The organism is Streptomyces sp. NPDC001219, from assembly GCF_053597915.1.
Genome location: NZ_JBSFJF010000072.1, coordinates 1 through 13,710 on the forward strand (window position 1 = coordinate 1; position 13,710 = coordinate 13,710).

Annotated in this window: 10 protein-coding genes and 1 pseudogene; 7 read left to right on the plus strand and 4 right to left on the minus strand. The window is 71.3% G+C overall.

Features of this window, described 5'->3' with window-relative positions; translation table 11 throughout:
- Positions 1-90 precede the first annotated feature (90 nt).
- Positions 91-1,155: pseudogene (locus ACWC9R_RS31235) on the plus strand (AAA family ATPase); the annotation flags it as partial.
- 314 nt (positions 1,156-1,469) lie between these two features.
- Positions 1,470-2,888, plus strand: coding sequence for a sugar porter family MFS transporter (locus ACWC9R_RS31240; RefSeq protein ID WP_450736547.1), 1,419 nt, complete (start codon positions 1,470-1,472; stop codon positions 2,886-2,888).
- 129 nt (positions 2,889-3,017) lie between these two features.
- Here ACWC9R_RS31240 and ACWC9R_RS31245 read toward each other — a convergent pair whose 3' ends face one another.
- Positions 3,018-4,046, minus strand: coding sequence for a GlxA family transcriptional regulator (locus tag ACWC9R_RS31245; RefSeq protein WP_450736549.1), 1,029 nt, complete (start codon positions 4,044-4,046; stop codon positions 3,018-3,020).
- 187 nt (positions 4,047-4,233) lie between these two features.
- On the opposite strand from ACWC9R_RS31245, the gene ACWC9R_RS31250 reads away from it, so the two are divergent.
- A complete protein-coding gene (locus tag ACWC9R_RS31250) occupies positions 4,234-4,557 on the plus strand; it encodes a cupin domain-containing protein (RefSeq protein ID WP_450736584.1) in 324 nt (107 codons plus the stop codon).
- A gap of 5 nt (positions 4,558-4,562) precedes the next feature.
- Here ACWC9R_RS31250 and ACWC9R_RS31255 read toward each other — a convergent pair whose 3' ends face one another.
- The gene (locus tag ACWC9R_RS31255; RefSeq protein ID WP_450736551.1) at positions 4,563-5,552 is read right to left on the minus strand and encodes an LLM class flavin-dependent oxidoreductase; all 990 of its coding nucleotides are present in this window, start codon (positions 5,550-5,552) and stop codon (positions 4,563-4,565) included.
- A gap of 99 nt (positions 5,553-5,651) precedes the next feature.
- Positions 5,652-7,130 carry a purine-cytosine permease family protein gene (locus ACWC9R_RS31260; protein WP_450736552.1) on the minus strand — a complete coding sequence of 493 codons (1,479 nt, stop codon included), beginning with the start codon at positions 7,128-7,130 and terminating at the stop codon, positions 5,652-5,654.
- A gap of 427 nt (positions 7,131-7,557) precedes the next feature.
- On the opposite strand from ACWC9R_RS31260, the gene ftsY reads away from it, so the two are divergent.
- A complete protein-coding gene (ftsY, locus tag ACWC9R_RS31265; RefSeq protein ID WP_450736554.1) occupies positions 7,558-8,787 on the plus strand; it encodes a signal recognition particle-docking protein FtsY in 1,230 nt (409 codons plus the stop codon).
- A 130-nt stretch (positions 8,788-8,917) separates the two neighbouring features.
- On the opposite strand, the gene ACWC9R_RS31270 is transcribed toward ftsY, so the two are convergent.
- Positions 8,918-9,586 carry a bifunctional DNA primase/polymerase gene (locus ACWC9R_RS31270; protein ID WP_450736556.1) on the minus strand — a complete coding sequence of 223 codons (669 nt, stop codon included), beginning with the start codon at positions 9,584-9,586 and terminating at the stop codon, positions 8,918-8,920.
- A gap of 470 nt (positions 9,587-10,056) precedes the next feature.
- On the opposite strand from ACWC9R_RS31270, the gene nsdA reads away from it, so the two are divergent.
- From nsdA to ACWC9R_RS31285, 3 genes are all read left to right on the plus strand, one after another.
- The gene (gene nsdA, locus ACWC9R_RS31275) at positions 10,057-11,526 is read left to right on the plus strand and encodes a transcriptional repressor NsdA (RefSeq protein ID WP_450736558.1); all 1,470 of its coding nucleotides are present in this window, start codon (positions 10,057-10,059) and stop codon (positions 11,524-11,526) included.
- A 359-nt stretch (positions 11,527-11,885) separates the two neighbouring features.
- The gene (locus tag ACWC9R_RS31280) at positions 11,886-13,226 is read left to right on the plus strand and encodes an ammonium transporter (RefSeq protein WP_450736560.1); all 1,341 of its coding nucleotides are present in this window, start codon (positions 11,886-11,888) and stop codon (positions 13,224-13,226) included.
- Complete coding sequence (locus ACWC9R_RS31285) at positions 13,223-13,561, plus strand: P-II family nitrogen regulator (RefSeq protein WP_432142097.1); 339 nt, start codon at positions 13,223-13,225, stop codon at positions 13,559-13,561. The genes ACWC9R_RS31280 and ACWC9R_RS31285 overlap by 4 nt, the downstream gene beginning before the upstream one ends.
- Positions 13,562-13,710 lie beyond the last annotated feature (149 nt).

Here is a 13,710-nt window from a genome sequence, read left to right on the forward strand (position 1 = left end):
GAGCCGCCAGACGGTGGGGGTGAGGGCGGTGCCGGGCCGGCGGTGGAGGGTGACGCGCAGCTCGTACGAGGTCAGGCGGAGGCCGCTCGCGGGGGCGCCCGGCTGCGGCACGAGGCGACGGTGGCCGGGGCGGTCGCCGCCGGTGCCCGCCAGCTGCTGGCGCACATCGAGGTGTCGGCCGTACGGGCCGAGGAGGAGCGGAGCGCCGCGGACCGGGCCAAGGCCGAGCGGGAACAGGCGCTGGTGGCCGAGCGCAACCAGGGCCGGGAGCTGAAGTCCGAGCTGGACAAGCTGACGGACTCGATGCACCGCGGCGAGGTGCTGGGCGCGGAGAAGCGGCTGCGGATCGAGCAGCTGGAGACCCGGGCGCTGGAGGAGCTGGGGGTGGAGCCGGCCGGGCTGATGGCCGAGTACGGCCCCGAGCAGCTCGTACCGCCGTCGCCGCCCGCCGAGGGCGAGGTGCTCCCGGACGATCCGGAGCATCCGCGCAACCAGCCGGTGCCCTACGTACGGGGCGAGCAGGAGAAGCGGCTCAAGGCCGCCGAGCGGGCGTACCAGCAGCTCGGGAAGGTGAACCCGCTGGCGCTGGAGGAGTTCGCGGCGCTGGAGGAGCGCCACAAGTTCCTCAGCGAACAGCTTGAAGACTTGAAGAAGACCCGGGCCGACCTGATGCAGGTGGTCAAGGAGGTCGACGAGCGGGTGGAGCAGGTCTTCACCGAGGCGTTCCACGACACCGCGCGGGAGTTCGAGGGCGTCTTCGCCCGGCTCTTCCCGGGCGGCGAGGGGCGGCTGGTGCTCACCGATCCGCACGACATGCTGTCGACCGGGGTGGACGTGGAGGCGCGTCCGCCGGGGAAGAAGGTCAAGCGGCTGTCGCTGCTGTCGGGCGGGGAGCGGTCGCTGACCGCGGTGGCCATGCTGGTGTCGATCTTCAAGGCGCGGCCCAGCCCGTTCTATGTGATGGACGAGGTGGAGGCCGCGCTGGACGACACCAATCTGCAGCGGCTGATCCGGATCATGGAGGAACTCCAGGAGAGTTCCCAGCTGATTGTGATCACGCATCAGAAGCGGACGATGGAGGTCGCGGACGCGCTCTACGGGGTATCGATGCAAGGGGACGGCGTCTCGAAGGTCATCAGCCAGCGGCTGCACTGAGCGCGCCCGCGCGGGCGGCTCGTACGGGGGCCGCGGGCCGGTGCCGAGGGGTGCGGCAAGGGGTGTGACGGCGGCACTCGGCCCCCTTGATGATCGCCCGGAGTATCCGACACCCCATCAGTTCAGAACTTGAACGAATGGCCCCGAAGGTGTCCGAGAAACAAATTCATCACGCCCTATTGACTTCGAAACTTGAAGGCATAGTCTCTGCAACGTTGCTTTTACCTTCAAGTGGTGGGTACCCCCAACCTATGCACCACTAGAAGGGCCAGCCCCCTACGCCCGGCAGCGCAGCCGGGCCACTGGAGTTCACGTTGACCAGCACCGCGCAGCCGACGGTCCCGGAAGGCCGCAAGGCCCATCCCGACCATCTCGGCCATGTCATCTTCATCACCGCGGCTGCCGCGATGGGCGGCTTTCTCTTCGGCTATGACAGTTCCGTCATCAATGGTGCCGTCGAAGCGATCCGCAGCCGCTATGACGTCGGGTCCGCCGTTCTGGCCCAGGTGATCGCGATCGCCCTGATCGGCTGCGCCGTCGGTGCCGCCACCGCGGGCCGGATCGCGGACCGTATCGGCCGTATCCGGGTGATGCAGATCGCCTCGGTGCTGTTCACCATCAGCGCCGTCGGCTCGGCTCTGCCCTTCTCCCTCTGGGACCTCGCCTTCTGGCGGATCATCGGCGGTTTCGCCATCGGTATGGCCTCGGTCATCGGCCCGGCCTACATCGCCGAGGTCTCGCCGTCCGCCTACCGTGGCCGGCTCGGCTCGTTCCAGCAGGCCGCGATCGTCATCGGTATCGCCGTCTCCCAGCTCGTCAACTGGGGCATCCTCAACCTCGCCGACGGCAACCAGCGCGGCACCGTCGCCGGCCTGGAGGCCTGGCAGTGGATGCTCGGCGTGATGGTCGTCCCGGCCGTCCTCTACGGTCTGCTCTCCTTCGCGATCCCCGAGTCGCCGCGCTACCTGATCTCCGCCGGCAAGATCTCCCGTGCCAAGGAGGTGCTGTCCGAGGTCGAGGGCAAGTCCGTGAACCTCGACACCCGGGTCGCCGAGATCCAGGACGCGATGCGCCGCGAGCACAAGTCCTCCTTCAAGGACCTGCTCGGCAGGAGGATGGGCTTCCTGCCGATCGTCTGGGTCGGTATCGGCCTGTCGGTCTTCCAGCAGCTGGTCGGCATCAACGTGGCGTTCTACTACTCCTCGGCGCTGTGGCAGTCCGTCGGCATCGACCCGAGCGCCTCGTTCTTCTACAGCTTCACGACGTCGATCATCAACATCATCGGCACCGTGATCGCGATGGTCTTCGTGGACAGGATCGGCCGCCGCCCGCTGGCGCTGATCGGCTCGGCCGGTATGGCCGTCTCGCTCGCCCTGGAGGCCTGGGCCTTCTCGGCCAAGACCGCGGCCGGCACCCTGCCGCACGTCGAAGGCACCGTGGCGCTGATCGCCGCCCACGTCTTCGTGCTCTTCTTCGCCCTCTCCTGGGGCGTCGTGGTCTGGGTCTTCCTCGGCGAGATGTTCCCGAACAAGATCCGCGCCGCCGCGCTGGGCGTCGCCGCCTCCGCGCAGTGGATCGCCAACTGGGCCATCACGGCCAGCTTCCCGAGCCTGTCCGACTGGAACCTCTCGGGTACGTACGTCATCTACGCGGTCTTCGCCCTGCTCTCGATCCCCTTCGTGCTCAAGTTCGTGAAGGAGACCAAGGGCAAGGCGTTGGAGGAGATGGGCTAACCCCCCGCCAGTCCGTCTCCTCAGCACTGGGTACTGCCCCGGGTCAACAGGGACCCCGGGCAGTACCCCTTTTTGTGGCCGGAGTCGGGCCGGAGTCGGGCCGGAGTCGGGGCCGGGCGGGGCCGGGTTTCAGGGGCGGCCGGCGGGCTCTCCCGTGCGGCGGACGCGGAACGCCCGCCGGTACGCCGCGGGCGTGGTGTGCAGGGCCTGCTGGAAGCGCCGGCGGAGGTTGGTCGCCGAGGACAGTCCGACGCGCAGCGCGATCGCCTCGACGGGCAGATCGGTCTCCTCCAGCAGGGTCCGGGCGGCGGTGACACGGCGGCGCAGCAGCCACTGGCCGGGGCTGGTGCCGAGCTGGTCGGCGAACCGGCGGGCCAGGGTGCGCGAGGAGATCCGCAGCCGTGCGGCCATGTCCTCGACGGAGACCGGCTCGGACAGCCGGCCGCCCACCCACTCCAGCAGCGGGGCCAGTGAGTGCTCCATGGCCGACGCGGGGGCGAGCCGGTGCGCCGGGGGCGGGGCCGCGTACTGGGTCTGGCCCCCTTCGCGGTGCGGCGGCATGACCATGTGGCGGGCGATCCGGGCGGCGTGCGCCGCACCGTGGTCGCTGCGCACGAGATGCAGACAGAGGTCCACCCCCGCGGCCGCTCCGGCGCTGGTCGCGAGGTCACCGTGGTCGATGTACAGCACGTCCGGGTCCACCTCGACACGGGGGAAACGGGCCGTCAGGGCGCCGGCCAGACTCCAGTGGGTGGTGGCCCGGCGGCCGTCCAGCAGCCCCGTCTGGGCCAGGGCGAACGCCCCGGAACAGATGCTGACCAGCCGGGCGCCCCGCGCATGCGCCCGCCGCAGTGCCCGGCGGACGGCGGGCGGCAGCGGCTCCTCGGCCGGCGTCCAGCCCGGGACGACGACGGTGTCCGCATCCGCCAGCGCCGCCAGGCCGTCGGTCACCAGCATGTCGTAGCCCGCCGTCGTCCCCACCGGGCCGGGGCGCGGCGTACACACCCGGAAGTCGTAGCGGGCGGGCAGTCCGGGGCGCCGGGTGCCGAAGACCTCGGCGGCGCAGCTGAGTTCGAAGGTCGACTGGGGCGGGCGCACCAGCGCCACCACGCGGTGCGGAGCGTCGTGCGGCGGTGTCCGCCGCGAGGGTCCGGCCATGGCAGGAAAGTACCCCAGCACGTCATTTCTGACACTGGGGAGACGCCATGCGCCCGGCCAGAGTGGAGTCATGAGCGACAGGGGTACGAGCACGGTCACCACGGAAGCCGCCGTCAACCCGGCGCCCGCCACCACGGGCCGGCCGGAGGAGGGACGTCCGGCGCCGGGCGGGCCGGGCGCCGCCGGTGTGGGCGGTACCGCGGGCTATGTCTCGGCCGCGGTGGCGGACGCCCCGGTCAGGGAGGTGTTCCCCGGAATCCGGGTCAGGCCGTTGTGGACCGGTGCCGACGGGGCGAAGGCCCTGGTGCTGGAGATGGACCCGGGCAGCCACTGGGAGGGCCTCGATGTGCACGCCCCGGGCCCCGAGGAGGTCTTCGTGGTCTCGGGCGTCTTCAACGACGGCGACCGTGACCACCCGGCCGGGACGTTCCTGCACGCGCCGGCCGGTTCCTGGCACGTGCCGCAGTCGGTGACGGGCTGCCGTCTCTTCGTCTTCTACCCGGAAGGCTGACCCCGTCAGTCCCTGAGGCGCGGCAGCACCCGCTCGGCGAAGAGATGGAGGGAGCGCCAGCCCTCGTCGACGGGCATCCCGCCGCACAGCGGATGGAGGATCAGCGAGCCCCGGCCGCCGGGCTCCCGGGCGAGCCGGAGGCAGTCGTCGGGGGTGACGACGCGGTAGATCCCCTCCTCGCGCAGGGCCCCGGCGTCCTGCGCGGACGAGCGGACCGCGGAGCGGACACCGGCGGACTGCCAGGAGGCGTACATCCGGGCCTCGTGCAGCAGATGGGCCCCGTACTCCGCCCAGGTGCGGTCCGGGTCCTCGGAGAGGTGGAGGAGCGCGGTCCGCTCGGGCGGCTGCATCACCCACCCGTCGGTGCCGAACGCGGCGCGCTGCGCGTCGTAGTAGGCCTCCAGCTCGGGGAGGTGGGCACTGGGGAAGAAGGGGAGCCCCAGACGGGCCGCGCGCCGGGCGGCGGCGCGGGAGCTGCCACCGATCAGCAGCAGCGGGTGCGGCCGGGTGTACGGGCGCGGGGTGACCCGGACGGTGCGCCCCTGGTAGGTGAACGGTTCACCGGTCCAGGCGGACAGCAGGGCCTCCAGCACCTCGTCCTGGAGCCGGCCGCGGGCCGCCCAGTCCCTGCCGTGCGCCGCGTACTCCTCGGGCCGGTAGCCGAGACCGGCGACGGTCATCAGCCGGCCGCCGCTGAGCAGGTCGAGCGAGGTGAGGTCCTCGGCCAGCCGCAGCGGATCGTGCAGCGGGGTGATCAGCGCGGAGAGGGTGACGCCGATCCGGCGGGTGGCGCCGAAGACGGCGCCCGCGAAGGTGAGCGGGGAGGGCATCCAGCCGTTGGTGGTGGCGTGGTGCTCCTCGGTCTGGACCATGGTGAAGCCGCGGTCGTCGGCGAACGCCGCCATCTCGACGGCGGCCCGGTAGCGCGCGGACAGCGTGGCGGGCGTGGGGGCGGGATCGACGAGATTGATCCGCAGGACCGATATCCACGACATCGCAACGTCCCCTTCGCCCAGGCGGGTTGGCGAAGGGGACGTTAGCTGACGTTGCGTCAGATCACTAGGGGAGGAACCCGGCGGGCCAGGGAAGCAGGATCAGCCCACCTCGACGGGCTGCCGGGCCTCGGCCGTGGCCGCCTCGTCCGCCGGGAGGGACTCCTTCGGCGACGGCAGTACGGCGAAGACCAGCGCGGCGATCGCGATCGTGGCCGCCCAGCCCAGGCCGTTCTCGCCGATCCAGGTGGTGGCCAACGGGCCGGTGAACCACTGGACCTTGGTGAAGCACAGGCCCGCGACGAGCGCCACGCCCCAGGCGGTCATGGCCTGCCAGCAGAAGCCGCCGGTGTACCAGTAGCGGCTGGTGCGGCCGGTGTTCATCAGGCTCTCGGCGTCATAGCGCACCGCCAGCTTGCGCCGCCGGGCCATGTCGATGCCGTAGACGCCGATCCAGGCCGAGAAGGAGACCGCGAGCAGCGTCAGGAAGGTGATGAACTGGCCGATGAAGTCCTTGGCCACCAGCATCATGAACAGGCCGCCGACCAGGCTGATGACGGCGTTGATGCTGACGGCGAGGGCGCGCGGCAGCTTGACGCCCATGGTCTGGGCGGTGAAGCCGGCGGAGTACATCGACAGGCTGTTGATCAGCACCATGCCCACCAGCGCGGTGACCAGGTACGGCACCGCGAGCCAGGACGGCAGGATGCTGCCGAGGAACGACATCGGGTCGGTGTTCTGGCCGGCCAGCTTCGGGTTGGAGACGGCCATCACGCCGCCCATCAGCACCATCGGCAGCAGCACCAGGGCCGCGCCGGAGACGGTGGTGCCGACGATCTTCCTGCCGGACGCGGAGTGCGGGAGGTAGCGCGCGAAGTCGGGGCCGGTGGGCACCCAGCTGATACCGCCGGCCGCGATGGTGCCGACACCGGCGATCACCATGGCGGTGGTGCCGGCCTTCTTGGCGAAGATGGCGTCCCAGTCCATCGTGGCGACCAGGTAGGCCAGCACCATGATGCTGAACAGGCCGAACAGGTACGTCGAGTACTTGTTGCAGACGTTGAGCGCCTTGCGGCCCAGGCCGCTCACCACGTAGGTGACGGCCACGAAGGCGAGCAGGGTGACGACGACGAGGACGTTGTTGCTCTCGACGCCCAGCAGCAGGTGCAGCACGGTCAGCACCGCGTAGGCACCGGTGACCGCGTTGATCGTTTCCCAGCCGAAGCGGGCGACCCACAGGATCGCGCCGGGGAAGTAGTTGCCGCGGACGCCGAAGGCGGCGCGGGAGAGCATCGCGCCGGGCGCGCCGCCCCACTTGCCCGAGACCGACAGCACCCCGACCATCCCGAAGGCGACGGCCGCGGCGATCGCGGCCACCAGCAGGACCTGCCAGAAGTTCAGTCCGTTGTTGACCACGAGCGAGGCGCCCATGGTGAGCAACAACACGCTGATGTTGGCGGCGACCCAGGTCGGGAAGAGTTCGCGGACGCGGCCCTGGCGTTCGTTGTCGGGGACGGGCTCGATGCCGCGGACCTCGACGGCGCCTTCGGTTGCGGGAGCGGATGCGGACGTGGTGCCCATTGGTGCAGGTATCTCCGTGCGGGGATCTGGACGCACCCCCACGGGGGAGGGGGCGCAGGCAGCGGCTGTGATGCCTGGCCAGAATTGATTGCCAGGACTCTACGCGCGTTGCGCGGCCGTCGACCATCGTACTTTGATCCAACTTCTGCCGATTCGCGCCGTTGGACCCCACGACGAGAACGAGTGTCGCCCAACCTCGTCAAAGGGTCCAGTCGGGCCCTCCGGCCAGGCCGGGGACACCGCCCCGAGCGGGGCGAGGACGCCGCGCGGACCCTAGGCCTGCCCGGGGCCGCCGTCGGCGGGAGCGGCCGCACGCGCGGCCCGGCCGGATGCCCGTGATACCGGGGCGGCGCTTTCCGGACACCGCCCCTCCAGGTTCGGCGCGTGCAGTCCCCACGGCCGGAGCGTGGCTGATACTGGAGGGGTTATGGACATCGTCATCCTTGCTGTAGTCATCGCCGTGGTCGTGCTCGGCGCGATCAGCGGGCTCGTCGTCAGCGGCCGCAAGAAGAAGCGGCTGCCGCCGTCCCCGCCGGCTGCCCCGAAGCCCTCCGTTACCGCGCCCCCCGCCGAACCGCAGGTCGGCGAGGAGGCCGAGACCCCCCGCGACGAAGAGCGTCGCACCATCGAAGAAGTCACGCTGCCCACCGCAGAGGCCCCCGCGGCCGAGGCACCGGCAGCCGAGCCGGAGGCGCCCGCCGCCCCCGCGATCGAGGTCCCCGAGCCCACCGCGGGCCGGCTGGTCCGGCTGCGCGCCCGGCTCTCCCGCTCCCAGAACACCCTGGGCAAGGGCCTGCTGACCCTGCTGTCCCGTGAACACCTCGACGAGGAGACCTGGGAGGAGATCGAGGACACCCTGCTGACCGCCGATGTCGGCGTCGCCCCCACCCAGGAGCTGGTCGAACGGCTGCGGGAGCGGGTCAAGGTGCTCGGCACCCGCACCCCCGAGGGCCTGCGCGCCCTGCTGCGTGAGGAACTGCTCGCCCTCATCGGCACCGACGCCGACCGCACCGTGCACACCGCCAACGGCATCGGCAACGGCGGGGACGAGATCCCCGGCGTGGTGATGGTCGTCGGCGTCAACGGCACCGGCAAGACCACCACCACCGGCAAGCTCGCCCGGGTCCTGGTCGCCGACGGCAAGTCCGTGGTCCTCGGCGCCGCCGACACCTTCCGCGCCGCCGCAGCCGACCAGCTGCAGACCTGGGGCGAGCGGGTCGGAGCCCGTACGGTCCGCGGACCCGAGGGCGGCGACCCCGCCTCCATCGCCTTCGACGCGGTGAAGGAGGGCATCGCCGAGACCGCCGATGTCGTGCTGATCGACACCGCGGGCCGGCTGCACACCAAGACCGGCCTGATGGACGAGCTCGGCAAGGTCAAGCGGGTGGTCGAGAAGCACGGCCCGGTCGGCGAGGTACTGCTCGTCCTGGACGCCACCACCGGCCAGAACGGCCTGGTCCAGGCCCGGGTGTTCGCCGAGGTCGTGGACATCACCGGCGTGGTGCTCACCAAGCTCGACGGCACCGCCAAGGGCGGCATCATCGTCGCCGTCCAGCGCGAACTCGGCGTTCCCGTCAAGCTCGTCGGCCTGGGCGAGGGAGCGGACGACCTGGCTCCCTTCGAGCCGGAGGCCTTCGTCGACGCCCTGATCGACTGACGCCGCCAGGGCACCCTGCCCAGGACCGCACCGGCCCCCGGACCCGCACCCGACGGGTACCGGGGGCCGCGCCATGTCCCGAAGGCCTCGCGCTTTCCTCCGGCCCCACCACAGGCGCCCGGCCGGGGTCTCAGACCGCCGAGCGGTTGCAGGCGTACGCCAGGGTGCCCAGCACCAGCCGCGCCTGCGGCGGCCGCCCGGCCGTGTCCAGGGTGGGCGGGCGCAGCCAGCGCATCGGGCCGTGGCCGCCGAGGTCGGAGGGCGGCGCGGTGAGATGGTCGCCGGGGCCCAGCGAGCGCAGGTCGAGCGAGGCGTCGTCCCAGCCCATCCGGTAGAGCAGGTCGGGGAGCCGCCCGGCCGCGCCGGGGGCGACGAAGAACAGCGCACGGCCGGTCGGCGCCACCGCGACCGGCCCCAGCGGCAGCGCCATCCGCTCCAGCCGCGCCAGCGCGTTACGGCCCGCGGCCTCCGGCACGTCGAGGACATCGAACGACCGGCCCACCGGGAGCAGGATCGCGGCGCCCGGCGTCTCGGCCCAGGCCGCCGCGGCCTTCTCCCAGCCGGCACCGGCCGCCAGCTCCTCACCGAAGGCCAGCGGATGGGCACCGGGGGAGGGGCAGTCGGCGTCACCGCACGAGCAGTCCGTACGGCCGCTGCCCGCGCGGACCGCCCGGGCGCCGGGGGCGACGTCCCAGCCCCACAGCCCGGAGTACTCCGCCACCGCCGAGATCTCGGTCGAGCGGGCGCGGCGCCGGGAGCTGGAGCGCATCTCTCGGATGCCGCCGATCGTGAAGCCCATGCCCCCTCCAACGGGTGGTGCGTGCCAGTGGTTACGAGTCGGCGGGTTGACGGTCCGGCGCCGCTCACGCTCCGGCGGCGGTACGTGGTGCGGTGGTGATCCGGGTGGTGCGGTGCGCCGCGTGAGCCCTGGTGTGCTTCCTTCCGCCCGGCGTTCTTCGGCCTGTGTCAAGTCAATCGCGAGAGCTGGGTGGGGAGTTCATTCGAAGGGGTGGCGAATGGTGGCGTTTCCCCGATCGCCCTCGCGGCGGGCGTGATCGTAGGATTACTTTCGGTGCGCGAACCCCGGAGAGGCACCCTTCGCACGGGTATGCCGGTGGCAACGCACAGGTCGAGCACAGGCCAAAAGGTGTGGCCGGAAACCGTGATCGGGTAGATGTACCCCGGACAGGCGTCGTAACGGACGGTGGCCTGTGGGCGGTTCGCACCAGGCACCAGGCATCAAGCCAGCTATCGGGATGGGGGCTTCCAGTGGGCGGCAACGGCGGCACGGGCGGCACCGACGCCGTCAAGCAACCCAACGCGCAGTTGGGTTCGTGGTTCATGCGCAGCGGCTGGTCCAAGGGCGAACTGGCCCGCCAGGTCAACCGCCGGGCCCGCCAGATGGGCGCCCACCACATCAGCACCGACACCTCGCGGGTGCGCCGCTGGCTCGACGGCGAGCAGCCCCGCGAGCCCATCCCGCGCATCCTGTCCGAGCTGTTCTCCGAACGCTTCGGCTGTGTGGTCGGCATCGAGGAGCTGGGCCTGCGCTCCGCGCACCAGTCCCCGTCCGTCTCCGGTGTGGACCTGCCCTGGGCCGGCGCCCAAACGGTCGGCCTCATCAGCGAGTTCTCGCGCAGTGACCTGATGCTGGCGCGCCGCGGCTTCCTCGGCACCTCCCTCGCGCTCGCCGCCGGACCCAGCCTCATCGAGCCGATGCAGCGCTGGCTGGTCCCGGTGCCCGCGGGCCAGGGCGACGCGGAGGAACCCGACCGCCGCCGCCCCGCGCGGCTGTCCAAGCCGGAGCTGGACCTGCTGGAGTCGACGACCGCGATGTTCCGCCAGTGGGACGCGCAGTGCGGCGGCGGGCTGCGGCGCAAGGCGGTGGTCGGCCAGCTGCACGAGGTCACCGACCTCCTCCAGGAGCCGCAGCCGGCCCCGGTCGCCAAGCGGCTGTTCAAGGTCGCCGCCGAACTCGCCGAACTCGCCGGCTGGATGAGCTACGACATCGGCCTGCAGCCCACCGCGCAGAAGTACTTCGTGCTCGCGCTGCACGCCTCCAAGGAGGCCGGCGACCGCTCCCTGGGCGCGTACATCCTCTCCAGCATGAGCCGGCAGATGATCCACCTCGGCCGCCCCGACGACGCACTGGAGCTGATCCACCTCGCCCAGTACGGCAGCCGGGAGACCGCGACCCCGCGCACCCAGGCCATGTTGTATGCGATGGAGGCCCGCTCCTACGCCGGCATGGGCCAGCCCAGCAAGGTCAAGCGGGCCGTCCGGATGGCCGAGGACACCTTCTCCGACGTCACGCCCGGCGAGCCCGAACCGGACTGGATTCGCTTCTTCTCCGAGGCCGAACTGAACGCCGAGAACGCCCACTCCTACCGCGATCTCGCCTATGTCGCCGGCCGCAGCCCCACCTACGCCTCGCTCGCCGAGCCCGTCATGCGGCGCGCCGTGGAGCTCTTCGGCAAGGACCCCGAGCACCAGCGTTCGTATGCGCTCAACCTGATCGGGATGGCCACCGTGCATCTGCTGCAGAAGGAGCCGGAGGCCTGCGCGGCGATGGCCCAGCAGGCGATCCCGTTCGCCCGGCAGGTCCGCTCCGAGCGGGTCAACACCCGGCTGCGCAAGACCGTGGACAACGCGGCCCGCGAGTTCGGCGGCGTGGCCGAGGTGGTCCGGCTCGGCGACGAGCTCACCCGCCAGCTGCCCGAGAACGCGGAGGCCGTCTGACGGACTCCGCCCCCAGTACACCGGCCGCGGCCACCGCCCCGTACAGCCCGACTCGGCTCCCCCATGCCAGGTCACGCGGGCGGCAGCCGCGGCCGGGCTGCTTTTGCGCCTAAACCGGCGCCGCTCTCGCGGAGGTGGTGGGGCGTCGTGGGGGTTGCTCAATTGGTGGTTTCTGTGGGTTGAACGGGTGATGTGGTGCTGATCTGGCAGTTCACCGGGGTGTAACACGGGGGCCTTCTTCGTCACTGGGGGGAAACACCCGCAAGGTTTGGCCGAAACCGTGCTGCGACAACCTCATCGCGAAGTCGGCCCACCAGAACCACGCCCGCACGGGCCGCATCGACGACGAGGAGACGCCGATGCCCCCAGGCATCCTGACGCTCGCAGCAGACAAGGCGACACTGAGCCCGGCCAACACCGGGTTCATGCTGATCTGCTCCGCATTGGTGATGGTCATGACACCCGGTCTCGCCTTCTTCTACGGCGGCATGGTCCGGGTCAAGAGCGTGCTCAACATGCTGATGATGAGCTTCATCAGCCTGGGCATCGTCACGATCCTGTGGGTCCTGTACGGCTTCGGGCTCGCCTTCGGCACCGACAAGGGCGGCTTCATCGGCTGGGACGGGCACTTCGCCGGGCTCAGCGGCATCGGCCTGACGGAGCTGTGGGGGACCAGCACCATCCCGGTCTATGTGTTCGCGGTCTTCCAGCTGATGTTCGCGGTGATCACGCCCGCGCTGATCAGCGGTGCGCTCGCCGACCGGGTGAAGTTCACCGCCTGGGCGCTGTTCATCGCACTGTGGGTCACCGTCGTCTACTTCCCCGTCGCCCACTGGGTGTGGGGCGAGGGCGGCTGGCTGTTCGAGCTGCGGGTCATCGACTTCGCGGGCGGTACGGCCGTGCACATCAACGCCGGCGCCGCGGCCCTCGCCGCGCTCCTCGTCGTCGGCAAGCGCATCGGCTTCAAGAAGGACCCGATGCGGCCGCACAGCCTCCCCCTGGTGATGCTCGGCGCCGGTCTGCTGTGGTTCGGCTGGTTCGGCTTCAACGCCGGCTCCTGGCTCGGCAACGACGACGGCATCGGCGCGGTCGCCTTCGTCAACACCCAGGTCGCCACCGCCGCCGCGATGCTCGGCTGGCTGGTGTACGAGAAGCTCCGGCACGGCTCGTTCACCACGCTCGGCGCGGCCTCCGGCGCGGTCGCCGGGCTCGTCGCGATCACCCCGGCCTGCGGCGCGGTCAGCCCGCTGGGCGCCATCGCGGTCGGTGCGATCGCCGGTGTGCTGTGCGCCATGGCCGTCAACCTGAAGTACAGGTTCGGCTACGACGACTCCCTCGACGTGATCGGCGTCCACCTCGTCGGCGGTGTCGCCGGCTCGCTGCTGGTCGGGCTGTTCGCCACCGGCGGGGTGCAGAGCAAGGCCAAGGGGCTGTTCTACGGCGGCGGCTTCGACCAGCTCGGCAGGCAGGCCGTCGGTGTGGTCTGTGTGCTGCTGTACTCCCTGGTCGTCTCGTATGTCCTTGCCAAGGCGATCGACCTGGTGATGGGCTTCCGGGTCGACGAGGACGAGGAAGTCGCCGGCATCGACCAGGCCGCGCACGCGGAGACCGCATACGACTTCACCGGCGCGGGCGGCGGCTCGATCGGCCGCAAGGGACCGGGACTCGGCGAGGCCCTGACAAAGAAGGTGGACGCGTGAAGCTCATCACGGCAGTAATCAAGCCGCACCGGCTGGACGAGGTGAAGGACGCCCTGCAGGCCTTCGGGGTGCACGGCCTGACGATCACCGAGGCCAGCGGATACGGCAGGCAGCGCGGGCACACGGAGGTGTACCGGGGCGCCGAGTACACCGTCGACCTGGTCCCGAAGATCCGTATCGAGGTGCTGGCCGAGGACGCCGACGCCGAGGAACTGACCGACGTCATCGTCAAGGCGGCCCGCACCGGCAAGATCGGCGACGGGAAGGTCTGGAGCGTCCCCGTCGACGACGCGGTACGGGTGCGGACCGGCGAGCGGGGGCCGGACGCCCTGTGAGGTGCCACGGCCGGGCTCCGGCCCCGGGGCGGCCGTCCGCCGCCGGGAGCCGGAGCCGGGCCTCCCGGGCGGCGAATGGCCGCCCGCCCCGCGGCGGCACAGACTGAGGTGCGGGAGCCGCACCAGGCGACGGCGGGGGACGACCACGA

Bases quoted from the DNA above. Each gene is read 5' to 3' on its own strand.
- ACWC9R_RS31280 (WP_450736560.1), top strand. From the start codon at position 11,886: ATGCCCCCAGGCATCCTGACGCTCGCAGCAGACAAGGCGACACTGAGC.
- ftsY (WP_450736554.1), top strand. From the start codon at position 7,558: ATGGACATCGTCATCCTTGCTGTAGTCATCGCCGTGGTCGTGCTCGGC.
- ACWC9R_RS31245 (WP_450736549.1), bottom strand. From the start codon at position 4,046: ATGGCCGGACCCTCGCGGCGGACACCGCCGCACGACGCTCCGCACCGC.
- ACWC9R_RS31255 (WP_450736551.1), bottom strand. From the start codon at position 5,552: ATGTCGTGGATATCGGTCCTGCGGATCAATCTCGTCGATCCCGCCCCC.
- ACWC9R_RS31260 (WP_450736552.1), bottom strand. From the start codon at position 7,130: ATGGGCACCACGTCCGCATCCGCTCCCGCAACCGAAGGCGCCGTCGAG.
- ACWC9R_RS31270 (WP_450736556.1), bottom strand. From the start codon at position 9,586: ATGGGCTTCACGATCGGCGGCATCCGAGAGATGCGCTCCAGCTCCCGG.